Origin of the sequence: Asticcacaulis aquihabitans (assembly GCF_032490435.1) — a bacterium.
GTDB lineage: Bacteria > Pseudomonadota > Alphaproteobacteria > Caulobacterales > Caulobacteraceae > Asticcacaulis.
In genome coordinates this window covers 22687-37172 of record NZ_JAVGWM010000006.1, presented here as the reverse complement: position 1 = coordinate 37172, position 14486 = coordinate 22687, and the positions used below count along the sequence as shown (strand labels likewise).

At 59.2% G+C, this 14486-nt stretch carries 13 protein-coding genes; 3 read left to right on the top strand and 10 right to left on the bottom strand.

Annotated features, from left to right (window positions below; translation table 11 throughout):
• The first annotated feature begins 175 nt into the window (after positions 1-175).
• Together RCJ00_RS19195 and purD are read left to right on the top strand one after the other, a co-directional pair.
• Complete coding sequence (locus RCJ00_RS19195) at positions 176-2260, top strand: ATP-binding protein (RefSeq protein WP_316223959.1); 2085 nt, start codon at positions 176-178, stop codon at positions 2258-2260.
• A gap of 139 nt (positions 2261-2399) precedes the next feature.
• Positions 2400-3665, top strand: a complete 1266-nt coding sequence (gene purD / locus RCJ00_RS19190) for a phosphoribosylamine--glycine ligase (protein ID WP_316223958.1) — start codon at positions 2400-2402, stop codon at positions 3663-3665.
• Between the two features lie 27 nt (positions 3666-3692).
• On the opposite strand, the gene RCJ00_RS19185 is transcribed toward purD, so the two are convergent.
• From RCJ00_RS19185 to RCJ00_RS19155, 7 genes are all read right to left on the bottom strand, one after another.
• Positions 3693-3989 (bottom strand): hypothetical protein, encoded by a 297-nt coding sequence (locus RCJ00_RS19185; RefSeq protein WP_316223957.1) that lies wholly within the window; start codon positions 3987-3989, stop codon positions 3693-3695.
• A gap of 23 nt (positions 3990-4012) precedes the next feature.
• Entirely contained in the window at positions 4013-5137 is a 1125-nt protein-coding gene (locus RCJ00_RS19180) for a glycoside hydrolase family 5 protein (protein WP_316223956.1), read from the bottom strand.
• A gap of 4 nt (positions 5138-5141) precedes the next feature.
• Positions 5142-6179, bottom strand: coding sequence for a glycoside hydrolase family 5 protein (locus tag RCJ00_RS19175; protein ID WP_316223955.1), 1038 nt, complete (start codon positions 6177-6179; stop codon positions 5142-5144).
• 67 nt (positions 6180-6246) lie between these two features.
• Entirely contained in the window at positions 6247-7272 is a 1026-nt protein-coding gene (gene lpxK, locus RCJ00_RS19170) for a tetraacyldisaccharide 4'-kinase (protein WP_316223954.1), read from the bottom strand.
• Entirely contained in the window at positions 7269-8540 is a 1272-nt protein-coding gene (locus tag RCJ00_RS19165) for a 3-deoxy-D-manno-octulosonic acid transferase (RefSeq protein ID WP_316223952.1), read from the bottom strand. The genes lpxK and RCJ00_RS19165 overlap by 4 nt, the downstream gene beginning before the upstream one ends.
• Positions 8537-9253, bottom strand: a complete 717-nt coding sequence (locus RCJ00_RS19160; RefSeq protein ID WP_316223951.1) for a lysophospholipid acyltransferase family protein — start codon at positions 9251-9253, stop codon at positions 8537-8539. The genes RCJ00_RS19165 and RCJ00_RS19160 overlap by 4 nt, the downstream gene beginning before the upstream one ends.
• On the bottom strand, positions 9250-11094 hold the full coding sequence (locus RCJ00_RS19155; protein WP_316223950.1) for an ABC transporter ATP-binding protein: 1845 nt from the start codon (positions 11092-11094) through the stop codon (positions 9250-9252). The genes RCJ00_RS19160 and RCJ00_RS19155 overlap by 4 nt, the downstream gene beginning before the upstream one ends.
• A 117-nt stretch (positions 11095-11211) precedes the next feature.
• On the opposite strand from RCJ00_RS19155, the gene RCJ00_RS19150 reads away from it, so the two are divergent.
• Positions 11212-11901, top strand: coding sequence for a fused DSP-PTPase phosphatase/NAD kinase-like protein (locus tag RCJ00_RS19150; RefSeq protein WP_316223949.1), 690 nt, complete (start codon positions 11212-11214; stop codon positions 11899-11901).
• Between the two features lie 29 nt (positions 11902-11930).
• Here RCJ00_RS19150 and RCJ00_RS19145 read toward each other — a convergent pair whose 3' ends face one another.
• The 3 genes from RCJ00_RS19145 to RCJ00_RS19135 are packed head-to-tail and all read right to left on the bottom strand — an operon-like array spanning position 11931 to position 14347.
• Complete coding sequence (locus RCJ00_RS19145) at positions 11931-12161, bottom strand: DUF4170 domain-containing protein (protein ID WP_023459302.1); 231 nt, start codon at positions 12159-12161, stop codon at positions 11931-11933.
• Positions 12162-12173: 12 nt separating this feature from the next.
• A complete protein-coding gene (locus RCJ00_RS19140) occupies positions 12174-12968 on the bottom strand; it encodes an inositol monophosphatase family protein (RefSeq protein ID WP_316223948.1) in 795 nt (264 codons plus the stop codon).
• Positions 12968-14347 carry a TldD/PmbA family protein gene (locus RCJ00_RS19135; RefSeq protein WP_316223947.1) on the bottom strand — a complete coding sequence of 460 codons (1380 nt, stop codon included), beginning with the start codon at positions 14345-14347 and terminating at the stop codon, positions 12968-12970. The genes RCJ00_RS19140 and RCJ00_RS19135 overlap by 1 nt, the downstream gene beginning before the upstream one ends.
• Positions 14348-14486: the final 139 nt, after the last annotated feature.

The window sequence follows — 14486 nt, the reverse complement described above, 5'->3', positions numbered from 1 at the left end:
CGTGTCAGCTCTTTTTGAGTAGCTGGAGGGTAAAACAAAAAGACAAATCGCTGCCCAGAGCACGAGCGTTGAGCAAATCCGGCAGTAAACGCGCGGTGTCTATAAATCTTTAGCGTTTTTTCAATCATGACAACATAGGGTAGGGCCTTTAGTATTCACGATCAGAGCGTGCCTTATGAGTCAATTTAAGCTACCCTTGGACGTGGATGTCAGCCGTCATGCGGCGTTTTACCAACCGGACGTCTCCGAGGTGGAGCCGGATTACGGTTTCGATCACCTGACTAGCCTGGCCGCAGACATCTTTGACGCGCCCATAGCGCTTATTTCGCTGATCGATGGCGAGGAGCATACCTTCATTTCCTCTGTTGGCGTGTCGTTCCAATCGATTCCGGCGAAAATCTCCTTTTGCGAACATACTGTGCGACTAGGCGACGTGCTGGTGGTTTCCGACGCCAGGCTGGATACGCGCTTCACTGAAAATCCGTTCGTCAAGGGCGCGCCTTACATCCGCTTTTACGCGGGTGCGCCGTTGCGTTACGAAGGTGTACTGATCGGCAGTTTCTGTGTGATTGATACCAAACCGCGCACTGATTTTGATGAGGTGCAAAAGCGGCGCTTGCAAAAACTGGCGGACAGCGTATCGGGTCTTCTGACGCTGCGTAAGACGGATGCGCTCAGGAAAGCGGCTATCCGCAAATTGCAGGAAACCCAGCGTAAGTTAGAGCTGATGGAAGAGGTCGCCGGCGTCGGCTACTGGCACATCAACGCCAGAACGCGCGAAGCCTTCTGGTCACGCGGCGTATATGCTATCCACGGCCTGAGCCGCGATACCTTCCAGCCGACGGTGGAAGACGGCGTTCAGCTCTTCCATCCCGACGATCGCGATGCCGTGTCGCGCTGCGTACACGAGGCGATGCAGACGGGACGCGATTTCACCTTCGAGCGGCGTCTCATCCGGTCTGACGGAGAAGAGCGAATCGTCTATTCGAAGGGTGGTGTCGAAATGGGCGAGGACGGCACGCCTGACTTTATTTTCGGCATTTTGCAGGACATTACGGAACAGGCGCATTTGGAAGACAACCTGCGCGCCGCCAAGGAAAATGCGGAGGCCCACCAGTTGGCCAAGTCGGACTTCCTGTCCAATATGAGCCATGAAATCCGCACGCCCCTGACCACCATTCTCGGCTATGCCACCTTGCTGAATAGCGTCGCCGACATGCCCAAGGATGCCCGCCACTATGTCGGCCGCATCAACAAGGCCGGTGAGGCCTTGCTTAGCCTGATCACGGACATTCTTGACTTTTCAAAGCTTGAGGCAGGACAGGTCAAGCTGGACCCGCAGCCGACCGATCTGCGCAGTCTTGCCAGCGACATCATTGATCAGTTCGCCAGCCTGACGGAGAGCCGAAACATAGACATTGGCGTGGACTATGACCAGGCGTCACCCGTTTGGTTGCGGATAGATGATCTGCGTATCCGCCAGGTACTCTATAATCTGGTCGGCAATGCGTGCAAATTTACTCAGAAGGGCTTTGTCCGCCTAAGCGCCCAGGTATTGCCTGGACGCAAGGGTGCGACCTTGCGGGTCGAAGTCCGCGACAGTGGCCCCGGTCTGACGACCCAACAGCAAACCCGTTTGTTCACCCGCTTCAACCAGATCGACAATAGCATCAACCGTAAATATGGCGGTTCGGGCCTGGGGCTGTCCATCTGCTATGAAATCATCAAGTTGATGAAGGGCGAAATCGGCGTCAATTCGACCCCGGGCGAAGGCAGCTGCTTCTGGTTCGAAATTCCCGTCACTATCGCCGCGGCACCCGGGGTGGCGAAGGCGAAGGATGACTTAAAGCCTGTATTTCTCGAAGATCGCAAAGTCTTAATCGTCGACGACCATCCGATAAACCGCGAGCTTATCCGCCTGCTTCTGACCGACTCAGGACTTGAAATCTTCGAAGTTTGTGATGGTCAGGAAGCGCTCGATATTTGCGAAACCCAGCATTTCGATTTGATTTTCATGGATATTCAAATGCCGGTTATGGACGGCATTACCGCTACGCGACGTATACGCGAAACGAGCCTATTGAATGGCGACACGCCAATCGTGGCCTTGAGCGCGGCGGCCCAGACCAAGCTGTCGGATGATACACGCGGGCAGGGTTTCACACATGTCCTGACCAAGCCGATCGATATGCCGCAGTTTTTCAGTACCTTGCATACCTGTCTTGAAGGTACGGTGACGCCGCATAGGCTGGCCAGTTAAACCGGCGATTGATAGAGTCATTATAATCAAAACCATACGGGCAGGCCTTACCATCTGCTTTGCATGACGTGGCGGCTTTTTTTGCCGCCGGTGCAAAAGGGGGCTTGACCCGGCGGCTGTCGTGGGGGAAGCGGAAACCATGAATATTCTGCTGATCGGTTCGGGCGGCCGCGAACACGCCCTGGCATGGAAAATCGCCCAGTCACCGCTGTGCCAGCGTCTGGTCATCGCGCCGGGCAATCCCGGTATGGCGGCGCTTGGTGAATGCCGTGACGTCAAGGCGACCGATGTTGTAGGGCTCGTCGTATTGGCGCGGGAAATCGCCGCCGATCTGGTCGTCGTTGGACCGGAAAGCGCATTGGCCGAGGGATTGGCGGACGGCATGGCCCTGGCCGGTATCCCGTGTTTCGGCCCGATGAAAAAGGCGGCCCAACTGGAAGCGTCCAAGGCTTTCACCAAGGATTTCTGCAAGCGTCACAATATCCCGACGGCGCAATCGGAAACCTTCGACAATGCGGCCGAGGCGCGCGCCTTCCTCAAAACCTATAGTCCGCCCTATGTCATCAAGGCGGACGGCCTGGCGGCCGGCAAGGGCGTTGCCATTTCGCCAGACTATCAGGACGCGGTCGCAGAGATTGAAGCGATGCTGGGCGGGCGTTATGGACCGGCCAGCTCCAACATCGTCATCGAGGAATTCATGACCGGCGAGGAGGCATCCGTCTTCGCCCTGTGCGACGGTGAAACGGCGATGCTTTTCGGCTGGGCCCAGGATCACAAGCGCGCCTTTGACGGCGATACCGGGCCAAATACCGGCGGCATGGGCACCTATAGTCCAGCGCCGGTGGTGACGCCGGACCTTCTGCGGGTGACGCAAAATGACATTTTGGCGCCGACCATGGCGGGTATGAAGGCGGAAGGTAATCCTTACAAGGGCGTGCTTTATGCCGGTTTAATGATTGAAGACGGCAAGCCACGCCTGGTCGAATACAATGCACGGTTTGGCGATCCGGAATGCCAGGTTTTGATGTTGCGTCTGAAAAGCGACATCGTGCCCTATCTCATGGCAGCGGCCACGGGCGGGCTAAAGCAGCTTCCGCCGCCGGAATGGCATGATGAGCCCGCCGTCTGTGTTGTCTATGCGGCCAAGGGCTATCCCGACAGTCCATTGTCAGGATCCATCATTCGCGGTGCCGAGCAGGATTTCGGCCGTGACGTCACCGTATTCCACGCCGGTACCAGCCGTGACGCCGATGGCAACCTGCGCGCGGCCGGCGGGCGCGTGCTCAATATCTGCGCGCGGGGCAAGACCTTGCAGGACGCCCGTGACAAGGCCTACGCGGCGATAAACCAGATCGACTGGCCGGGCGGCTTCTACCGCACGGATATTGCCTGGCGCGCGCTCTAAGCGTTACCCGATCTGCTTGGGATCGCCCTAAACAGGCGGCCCCTGCACCATATAGGTGAACGGCTTACCGCGCGATTCCGGCTCCCAGCCATCGGCTATGGCCTTGCCGATCTGCACGGCTATGTCCTGCTTATTGATAACCGGTCTCTGGGCATGGCGGCTGGGCTTGGGGAACGGATACTCGATCAGAAGAATCTTTTGCGGGTTCTCCTCATGTTGCACCGATATGCATAAACCCTTGCCGCCATCCACCGTGGCCCATTGGGGCTCACGGTGGATATGCCAGCGGTACTTGACGCCGTCGACCGTGGCGACGTCTTCCATTTGTCGTTTCGCTTTCGCGACCATTACTTGCCTTTGGGGATGAGAGCGTCGAGAATCGGTTTCACCCATACCTTCTTTTCGGCGTCATAAACACCGAAACCGCCATCCCAATACCAGTAAGCTGTGGCAAAACCGTGCTTGTGGGCCGATTCGGATACCGCCTTGGTCCAGGCGGCGCGGTCTTCCAGGGTACCATACTTATCATAGGCGCCGAATTCGCCCAGGAAGATCGGACGATTGGCGGCCTGGGACCATAACAGCACCTTGGCAAAATCGTCATCAATGGTTTTCAGTTCCGCCGCCGTGCCAGTCCAGCGCACATTCTTGGTCTTTTCCAACTCCGGTCCCGCCCAGTTAGCGCCCTGATGCGTAAAGGTCATCGGGTCGTAATAGTGGAAGGTGATGATGAGGTGCTTGTCATTGACCGGAAGCTTAAGCAGGCCGAGGTCGTTGCGGCTGTTCCAGTGCGTCGGGCCGACGATCACGTTGCGCTGCGGGTTGCTCTCGCGAATGATGCCGAGCAAGTCGATCAGCCATGAATTCCAGATCTTGTCATCGACCTGACCGTTTGGCTCATTGAGCAGTTCGAAAATGACGCTGTTGGGGGCGCTTTTGAAATGATCGGACAACTCGTACCAAACATTGGCGAGGTTCCCGGCGCATTCGTCGGCGTTCTTGGCGCAAATTTCGAAATCGTGTTCGTCCAGAATGACGATGAGATTGTTCGCCAAGGCCGCGCCGACGACCTGATCCAGACGCTTGAAATAGTCGGCGGTCAGGTGCCCGTCCTTGGTCAGATGCTTGAAGGCAAACAAGGGAATACGCACCGTCGAAAAGCCGGCTGCCCGAATCTTGGCGAAATCGGTCATGCTGAACTTGGTCTGGTCGCCATCCCAATAAGGGTCATAACCGCCGATGACGTTGACGCCGGCGGCCATGCGCTGGACCTGGACTTCAGGCGAGATCGGTTCGAATTTGGCATTACTATTGGCGAAGCTGTTATAGCTATCGATCTGCTGCTTGGCGATTTCCAGGCCGCGGTCGGCGCGCATGGTCGGCGCATCCGGGGTGATCGGTGTCTGGGCCTGGGACGTGAAGGGGGCGCACGCCAGAACGGCGGCGAGGCTGAGAAGAGAAACGATGCGCATGTGACTATTCCTTATTGGCGGTCGTGTTGGGAATAAGGGCATTGAGAATGGGTTTGACCCATTGCTGTTTTTTGAAGTCGTAAACGATGAAATCGCTCGAAAATTGCCAGTAGGCAAAGGCAAAGCCGTGCGCTTCGGCGGCGCGGGCCACCGCATTGGTCCATACGACCCGGTCGGCCATAGCCGCCCTGTCATAGGCGCCGAATTCGCCGAGCAGGATCGGCCGGTCATGTGTGACGGACCAGGCCTTGACCGCATCGAAATCCTTGCCGATTTCAGCGATTTCCGCGGGCGTACCGAAGTGGATGTCACGAAGGGCAGTGATTTCTGGCGGCGCCCAGGACGCGCCTTGGTGGGTGAAGCGGAACGGATCGTAATAATGGAAGGTAACGATGATGTGCCGATCCGCTTCCGGCAGCTTCAGGTCGTCCAGATCATTGCGGCTGTTCCAATGGGTTGGCCCGATAATGACGTTGCGTGTCGGGTTGCTGGCGCGTACGACGGCCAGTACCTGCGGGAAAATCTCGTTCCATACCGCGCCGTTCAACGCGTCATGTGGTTCGTTCAACAATTCGAAAATAACACTGTTGGGTTCGTCGGCATATCGCGTTGCCAGTTGCGACCAGACATTACGCAAATTGGCGCCACACGCCTTCGCGTCTTTCGAACACGCATCGAAGTCGTGTTCGTCCAGGATGACGGTCAGATTGTACTTCTTGCCCATCTCGACCACCCAGTCGAGCTTCTTAAGCCATGCCGGATCGAGCCGTCCGTCTTGGTCCATATGCTTGAAGGTGAAGAGGACGACGCGAATGGTTTTGAAGCCCGCCTCGTGTATCGCCTTGAAATGCGCTTCCTTGTAATTGCCCTTGTCGCCGTCTTGCCAATACGGATCGTAGCCGATGATATTGACGCCCGGTCCCATGGCCGCCACTTGATCGGCGGCCGAAATGTCAACGAAGGGCTTACTCTGAGCGGCGGCGGAGGTTGCGCCAGCCGCAAGGGCAAGCGCCAGGGTTATCCCCGCAGAGCGTTTGAGCATGGATCTTCTCCCAAGTTATAATTTTTATTTTTATTTTATCGGAACGTAGCCTGACGCTCGACATATATCAAGAGCGGCGGTTTCGCCTGGCGACGGCGTCCATCACCGCGGCGACAAGCCCTGGTTCATCATCGAATTTGGCGGTGATCGGCAAACTGGCGACCCGCTCGCGCCAACCCACATCCAGCTTCACCCAGTCCTTCTGGGTCGTGATCAGGCGGGCGTCGGACGCTAAGGCCCGGGCGGCGAGGCGTTCCAGGTCTGTGTCGCTGAGAGCAGCGTGATCGGGAAAGCCGGCAAAGCCCGCCACATCGTATCCTTCGTTCCGAAGGGTGATTTCAAATTTCCACGGCTTGGCGATGGCGGCGAAGCCGAATACCGGCGCGGGTATGGCCGGCGCGTGGGCCTGCAAACGGGCCACGAAGACTGGTATATCGCCGAGTAGCGAGATCAGGGCGTCGTCCGGCTGCGCGTCGTCATCTGGCATCCAGAGGACGCACATGTCGGCGCGAGCTAAACCTTCGCGCAACGGCTCACGCATCGGTCCATAAGGGCACACGCCGCCGTCGCCAAACGGCCAGGCGCCGTTTCGCGTGTCGCCGTCGATAACCAGTATATGCAAATCCTTGGCGATCCGGAGGTTTTGATGGGCGTCGTCGACAACGACTATGGTAGGCTTGGGCTGCTTTCGTACCTGTTCGATCAGCCGCAGGCCCGCAGCGCGATCCGTGGCTATGACGAAGGGATGATTTTGGGCCAGCATCAACGGCTCATCGCCGACTTCGGCGGCCGTATGGGTAGCGGGGTCGACGCGTACGGGGCCCGCTAGGCTGCCGCCATGGCCGCGCGACAAGCCCCACGCGTCCGGCGCCAACAGGGTAAGCAATTCATCGGCGATCGGCGTCTTGCCCGATCCCCCCAAGGTCAGGTTGCCGATACTGATCACGAACAGGCTGGATCGATAGGGTTTTGCCTTCGCTCGTTTTACCGCATTGACGGCGCGCCAGACGAGTGAGAGAGGCCAGAGGATCGGCCGCCACCATGGGGCGCCGGCCGCGCCTTTTTTATACCACCAATCGGGTGTTCGGATCATGGCGCGGCTTTGGGCAGTAAGGGCACCAACGCGGCCCAGACGACATCCAGGGTATTGGCTTCGCGTCCACTGAGCGCGATGGCTTTCTGATCGGCCGCGCGGACAGCTTCTGGGTGCTTGCGCAACTGACTGAGAAGGAAGCCCAATTCGGTCGGCCCCTGGACGCGCCATCCGGCGTCTTCGTGCAGCAGGTCGGAATAGATGCCGCCCCAGTTCGAGGTGTCTGGGCCGGTAATGACCGCCTTGCCCAGCCGGGCGGCTTCCAGGGGGTTATGGCCGCCTATGCCCTCCAGAAAGCTGCCGCCCATGATGGTGATATCGGCGATGCTGAAGAACAGACCCAGTTCGCCCAAGGTGTCGGCGAGATAGACATGGGTGTGGGAGGTGACCTCTTCGCCCATGGAGCGCTGCGCCACCTTGAGGCCCAGCGATTCCAGATCGGCGCGGATATCCCCGGCGCGTATCGGGTGCCGGGGCGCCAGTATCAGCAGATCGCCGCCCCACAGGGCCGGTTCCAGCGCCTTGGCGATCAGGCCATCCTCGCCATAATGGGTGCTGGCGGCCAGATAAACAAACTGCTTGCCGATCAGCCGCCGCAAATCGGCCAAAGCGCCCGGATCGACGGGAAGAGGGGCGCCGACCGTCTTGAGATTTGCGCGGCGGCCGGGCGTGACACCCATGGCGGTCAGGCGATCCTCGCTGGCCTTGTCCTGTGCCATGATCAAGGCATAACCGCCAAGCAGGGTCGTCATACCCCGCTTGAAACGCTGCCATCCCTTGAAGGTTTTTTCGGTGATACGGGCGCTGAGCAGGGCATGTGGTACGCCCCGGGCGGTCAGTTCACGCAATTGCGTCGGCCAGATGTCGCTTTCGATAAAGATGGCGAGATCGGGCCGCCAATGATCGAGGAAGCTCCTGACGGCCTGGGGGGTGTCTATGGGGGCGAACTGATGGATCACCCCGGATGGTAGCCGCTTTGCCAATATATCGGCAGAGGTCGTCGTGGCGGACGTGATGAGTACGCGCAAATCCGGCCGCTCTTCGGCCAGTACGACGATGACGGGTAGGGCCGAAAGGCTTTCACCAACACTGACGCCGTGAAACCAGATCAATGGGCCTTCGGGGCGTGGCGTCGTGGTTTTGCCCAGCCGCTCTGTAAATCGTTCGGGATGCTCCTTGCCTTGTCGTACGCGACGCTTCAACAGACCCGGCGCCAGAGCGTGGGCTACGCCCATCAATCGTTGATAGATGGCCAGGGTGTAGCTCATGGCGTCAACCCCAGCAGGCGGTCGGCTTGGTCCGTAACAGCAGTCAATGCCTGTTCCGCCTGGAGCCGCAGGGTTTCGAGACCGTCATCGTCGATATCGGCGGGTACGGGCGGCAACACGCCCCAGACCATGGCTCCCCGTGTGAAGGGCAACGGAATGCGCATTCGGTCCCAGGTGTTGAATTCGAGATAGTTTCGCGTCGATTGTCCGAGAAGGACCAGCGGCGCCTGGCTCATCTGCGACAGCTTCAGCGAGCCTTCGGTCATTACCCGGGCAGGCCCTCGTGGACCGTCCGGCGTCATGGCAACGCAACGCCCGCCGGTGTCCTTGTCGCCACGTATCCACCGGATCAGGTCGCGAAAAGCCTGGGCGCCGCCCTTGTTCTTGGTTGGATCGGACTTCTTGGCCGAAGACCCTCGGATCGAATGGTAGCCGAAGCGGGTATTGATCTTCATGCTGACATCGCCGCTCTTGGACATAGAGGCCAGGACGCAGACGGGCTGCGCGCGCGGACGCGGCCAAGAGGCATGACCCAGGTGCAGCCGGCCGTGCCAGAACATGAGTACGACAGGGCCGTGACCGTCCCATATCTGCTCAACGGGTGCCTGACCTTCGACCTGCCACCGTGTTGTCTTGTAACAGAATTTCAGATAGCCAACCAAGGTGTTGGCGATCAGGTCCTGCATGAATTCCGATTGGAGAATAGTCTTCATGCCGTCACCGCGCCGTCTGCGACCGGCACCTCTGGTACGGACGTGCCGAACTGCTGCGCCGCCAGGGTGGCATAGAGGCCGCCCTGCGCCAGTAACTGATCGTGGGTACCCCGTTCAACGATTTCGCCCTGGTCGAGGACCAAGATTTGATCGGCATGACGAATTGTCGACAATCGATGCGCGATGAGGAAGGTCGTGCGTCCCGCCATGAGACGTTCCAGGGCGTCCTGCACCTTCAGTTCGGATTGGGTGTCGAGCGCCGAGGTCGCTTCGTCGAGCAGGAGAAGGGGCGCATTTTTCAAAAAGGCCCTGGCGATGGCGATGCGTTGCTTCTGGCCGCCCGACAGCCGAGATCCGGCTTCTCCGACACGGGTGTCGTAGCCTTTTGGCAGGGTGCGGATGAACTCGTCAGCGGCGGCATCCCGAGCAGCCTGTTCGATGTCAGCGTCGCTGGCCCCGGTATTGCCGTAAGCGATATTGGCGCGGATGGTATCGTCAAACAGGAACGGGTCCTGGGTCACCAGCGCGATGCGGCTGCGCAGGCCCGGGATCGATAAATTACGGTACGGTTGATCGTCGAAGCGGATGTCGCCGGATGTCAGGTCATAAAAGCGTGGAATCAAATTAAGCAATGTTGATTTTCCCGACCCGGAGGGGCCGACCAGCGCGATGCTTTGCCCTGCGGTAGCGGTGAAGCTGACGTTGCGCAGAACTGGGGCGTCGCCGTAGGAAAAGCCGGCGCGGTCAAAGCTAATGGATTTAAAGTCGCGCGATAGCGGCTTGGCGTCGGTCGTTTCGGTAATTTCGGGCTCGATGTCCAGCGCGGCGAACAGGCGGCGGGCCGCCGTTATGCCCTGGGTGAAGGTGCCTTGCAATCCGGCCAGTTGGCGCAGGGATTGGCTGGCTGTACCGAGCGCGGCGATGTAGGCGAACATATCGCCTATGGTGATATGGCCCGATTGCGCCCGCCAGCCGGCGAAGGCCAGGATGCCAGCCAGCAAGACCGCGGTCAGGACTTCTGTGGCCGGTGCGGCCATCGAGCGCGCATTGGCGGCCTTGATCAGGAAGGTTTGGCGGCGACTGATAACTTCGCCCACGCGCGCTTCTTCCTGCACTTCCTGGTTGGCGATTTTGATGATCTTGACGCCATCCAGGCTTTCCATCACGGCGGTGGACAGGTTCGAGGTTTCACCCATAGCCCCTTGGGCCGCGCGCTGCGTTGCCTTAAGGTACTTGCCCATGACGGCGGCGATCAAGGGGGCAATCAGCAGAACCAGCAGCGTCATCGACCAGTCGGTCCAGATCATGAAGGCGAGATTTCCCAGCACGAGCAGCAGTGCCTGAACATATTGCACCAGACCCGTCGATGCCGCATCACGAACCTGATCCGCATCGTAAAGAACTGACGATAAGTATTGACCAGAATGAGCTTTTTGCAGATGCCCGAGGTCGGCGCGAACCAGACGCGAGAACAGTTGCTCCTGAATCCGCCCAACCAGTTGGTTGCCAATGCGGTTCAATGACGTGGTCAGCCCGCGCTGGCCGGCGAAGCGCAACAGCCCCAGCAGGATAATAACGGCAGGCACCGACAGAAGTGGGGCAACCTTAAGCCACTCCGGCAGGCGAGGTGTGACCTTGTCGGCAGGGCTGTTGATATGGAACAGAAGGTTTATTGCCGGATTAAGCCACCCGACCAGAAGCGTAGTCGTCAGTGCGACCAGGACGGCGCAGGCCAGGGCGACGCCTAACAAACGCTTTTGCGGCGCCAGATATTGCACCCACACGCGGCCTATAAGCACTTTCGTGCTCATCTCGGCAGGGGCGGGGGCGGGTGAGGTCATTGTTCGGCGGTCTGGAAAAAGCTTTGTGAGCGTTTATATAGGGTTATGCGACAATTCTGTAAGTCTGTCGCGCATTTATGTGTTAATGGCGAGGCGATTCCGCGCCAGAGGTTCAAATTGAAACTGCTCCCGAAAAAAGAACACAAGAAGCCGTTTCCAACGGATACCGCGTGGGGGCTGTTTACCACCTACCTGCACTACCTGTGGGCTGACCATGCCTATTTGCGGCTTGGCTTCACCAATGCGCACTGGATCGGTCCGGACATGGTGCGGACGAATCAGCCGTGGCCGTTCCAACTGGCGTGGTGGAAGAAGCAGGGCGTCAAGACAGTTATCAACCTGCGCGGCGGCAAGGGGTCATTCTATTATCTTGAAAAGCACGCCTGCGAAAAACTGGGGCTCACCCTTGAGGACTTCGGATTGACCTCGCGCAGTCTGCCCACGGCGCAGGAACTCCAGGCGGCGAAGACCCTGTTCGAGCGTATCCAATATCCGGCCCTGCTCCATTGCAAGTCCGGTGCAGATCGTGCGGGAATGATGAGCGTGCTTTACCGGCATTTCCACCTTGGCGACCCGATTCGCGAGGCGGCCAAAGAATTGGGCCTGCGCACCCTGCACATGAAAGCCGGTCACACCGGCGTGCTTGATTACCTATTCGAAGTTTATCTGCGTGACATCGAACCCAAAGGCATAAGCTTCTGGGACTGGACGCAAGGGCCGGACTACGACCCCGATCGAATAAAATCCGATTTCAAGGCGAGCTGGTGGGGCACGCTTTTGACGGACAAGCTGTTGAGACGGGAATAAAAAAGCCGGCGGTAACGCCGGCTTTTGTCTTATTCGCCTGCTGTCGACGGATCGATCAGCTTGTGCGCATGAATGACGAAGTAACGCATCAAGGCATTGTCCACCGTCGATTGCGCCTTGGCGCGCCAGGCCAGTACCGCCTCGGCATTATTGGCGTAGGCACCAACGAATTCGATCTTTTTCAGATCCTTGAAAGTGGTGCCGGTCAGGTCGGTCAGTTCGCCGCCGATGACGATATGAAGAAGTTGTTTGTCGCTCATGTCTTTTTACTCTTAGAGGGTGGCCAGATGGGCACAACGCTCGATGATCTGGTCGAACAAGGGCGCGCCGGCGCATATCAGGCTGGGCTTGAGGCTGTCTATAGCATTGAATCCGTAAGGATTGCCTAAATGGTCCGAAACGACGGCGCCGGCCTCCTGGGCGATCAAAGTGGCGGCCGCCACGTCCCAGTCGCGTTTCGGGGTCAGGGCCAGGGTGAAATCGGCCTTGCCGGCAGCGACTCGGACCATACGGTAGGCGACCGATGGGCGGGAATGGACGCTAAGCCGCGGCCACGGCTGGGGCCATATGTCTTTTCCGAACAGACGGGAGTCGCCCAGAACTTCGGCGTCTTCCAGTTCCGCGCGCTGGCTGGCATGAATTATCTCGCCATTCAGCCAGGCACCTTCGCCAAAGGCTGCAGAATACATTTCGTGCGAATCGGGTGCGTAGACCACGGCGGCGACGGGCTGATTCGCCTCGATCACGGCCAGGGCTATGGTCCAGTATGGGCTGCCTTTGGACAGGCCCATCGTGCCGTCGATCGGGTCTAGCACAAAGGTGCGTAAGGACGTCAGGCGCTCGGCATTATCGGCTTCTTCTTCACTCTGCCAGCCGTAATCGGGGCGGGCAGCCAGAAGCGCTTCCTTCAGCCAGCGATTGACCTCAGTGTCGGCATTGGTGACGATGGACCCGTCGGACTTGTAGCGCGTGATCAGGCCGTTCGCTTTCAGGTGCTGAGCCAGGGCGCCGGCGCGGCGAACCTTGTCGACGATCAGTTCGAGGTCGGTCGCTTGCTCATCGCGCATCACTTGCCCCCGACGCTCATGGCTTCGATGAGGACGCTTGGTGCATCGACCGTGCCGCGGATTTCGAGGTCGCTGGCGGGCACAAGACGGCGGAACATGTCGATCAAGTTGCCAGCAACGGTAATTTCATTGACCGGGTAGGCGATGACGCCGTTTTCGAACCAGAAGCCCGATGCCCCGGCTGACCAGTCGCCGGTATCGGAGTTAAGGCTTGGGCCAAACATCGAGGTGACAATGACTCCGTTGCCTGCGTCGCGCATCAGGCTGTCGATGGATTGCGCACCGGCGCCAAGGGTAACGTTGTGGGTCGAAACGCCGGGCGCGCTGGCCAGACCGCGCGAGGCGTGGCCTGTCGATGGCATGCCCAGTTGCCTGCCGGCAGCGGTGTTGAGCAGCCATCCGGTAAGTACGCCGTTTTCAATAAGCGCGCGGCGGGTGACCGCAACCCCTTCGTCATCGAACAGGCAGGAGCCGAGGCCGCGTACCCGCAACGGATCATCGACAATCTGCACCGCGCTGTCGAACAGTTGCTGACCCAGCTTGTCTTTCAGGAAGCTGGAGCCGCGCGCGATGGCCGGTCCGGAAATAGCGCCCAGAAACTGGCTGACCAACGATTTGCTGATGCGGTTGTCGAAAATGACCGTGGTTTTCTGGCTGGCGAGCTTGCGAGCGCCAAGCGCCGCCAAGGCGCGTTCGGCGGCAACGCGTCCCATCTCGGCGACATCGGGCAAGTCGGCCGCGTGGCGGACAGAGCGGCCTTCGCCGTCACGTTCCATATTGCCAGCGGGATCGGTGGCGATGAAACGGCCGGACTGGAAAAACAGGCTGGTCCTATGCCCCCCGCCAAAGCCATCCGAGGTCAGCATGGACCACATATTCTGGACATAACCGGCGCTGGCGGCATCACTCTGGAGCGCCTCGCTTCCGGCTGCCAATCCGCCCGATTCTATGTCCAAGGCGCGCTGTTGCAGGCTTTCGGCGCTCAGATAGGTATCGTCATAGAGGTCGAGCGGTGTTTCCGGCCCTTTGAAGAGCAGGGTTGGATCCGCCAGGCTGGCATAGGGATCGTCGGGGGCCAGGCCCGCCATGATCACGGCGCGTTCGACCAGGCGATCCAGGGTGGGTTTGGAAAATTCCGAGACCGATACCACCGCCTGTTTGCGGCCGACAAAGACGCGCAAACCCAGGTCGAACGTTTCGTCGCGCTCTACGGTTTCGACTTCGCCCTTGCGCACGCCGACCGACAGGGAACGACTTTCTGCGAACACGGCTTCGGCGGCATCGGCGCCCGCCTTTCGCGCAGCGGATAAAAGGTCTTCCAGGCGCTGCATCTGGGCGTCGCGCTGGGCGGTGTCGGTATCGTTTCGCGTTTGCAACATGAAGAATCTATAGGCCGGCACCTTGTCTCAGGCAAGTCTCGTTTGTGACAATTCCGCGTCGAGAGGCGCGCGGCCATGTGACTTATTGCGCCTGCGTTTGGGGGTTAGCGGTTTTTTTAGGTGTCTCGCTTAGGGTGTG

Excerpts from the sequence above, each read along its gene's own strand:
- RCJ00_RS19195 (WP_316223959.1), top strand. The coding sequence starts at position 176 with ATGAGTCAATTTAAGCTACCCTTGGACGTGGATGTCAGCCGTCATGCG.
- purD (WP_316223958.1), top strand. The coding sequence starts at position 2,400 with ATGAATATTCTGCTGATCGGTTCGGGCGGCCGCGAACACGCCCTGGCA.
- RCJ00_RS19185 (WP_316223957.1), bottom strand. The coding sequence starts at position 3,989 with ATGGAAGACGTCGCCACGGTCGACGGCGTCAAGTACCGCTGGCATATC.
- RCJ00_RS19180 (WP_316223956.1), bottom strand. The coding sequence starts at position 5,137 with ATGCGCATCGTTTCTCTTCTCAGCCTCGCCGCCGTTCTGGCGTGCGCC.
- RCJ00_RS19175 (WP_316223955.1), bottom strand. The coding sequence starts at position 6,179 with ATGCTCAAACGCTCTGCGGGGATAACCCTGGCGCTTGCCCTTGCGGCT.
- lpxK (WP_316223954.1), bottom strand. The coding sequence starts at position 7,272 with ATGATCCGAACACCCGATTGGTGGTATAAAAAAGGCGCGGCCGGCGCC.
- RCJ00_RS19165 (WP_316223952.1), bottom strand. The coding sequence starts at position 8,540 with ATGAGCTACACCCTGGCCATCTATCAACGATTGATGGGCGTAGCCCAC.
- RCJ00_RS19160 (WP_316223951.1), bottom strand. The coding sequence starts at position 9,253 with ATGAAGACTATTCTCCAATCGGAATTCATGCAGGACCTGATCGCCAAC.
- RCJ00_RS19155 (WP_316223950.1), bottom strand. The coding sequence starts at position 11,094 with ATGACCTCACCCGCCCCCGCCCCTGCCGAGATGAGCACGAAAGTGCTT.
- RCJ00_RS19145 (WP_023459302.1), bottom strand. The coding sequence starts at position 12,161 with ATGAGCGACAAACAACTTCTTCATATCGTCATCGGCGGCGAACTGACC.
- RCJ00_RS19140 (WP_316223948.1), bottom strand. The coding sequence starts at position 12,968 with ATGCGCGATGAGCAAGCGACCGACCTCGAACTGATCGTCGACAAGGTT.
- RCJ00_RS19135 (WP_316223947.1), bottom strand. The coding sequence starts at position 14,347 with ATGTTGCAAACGCGAAACGATACCGACACCGCCCAGCGCGACGCCCAG.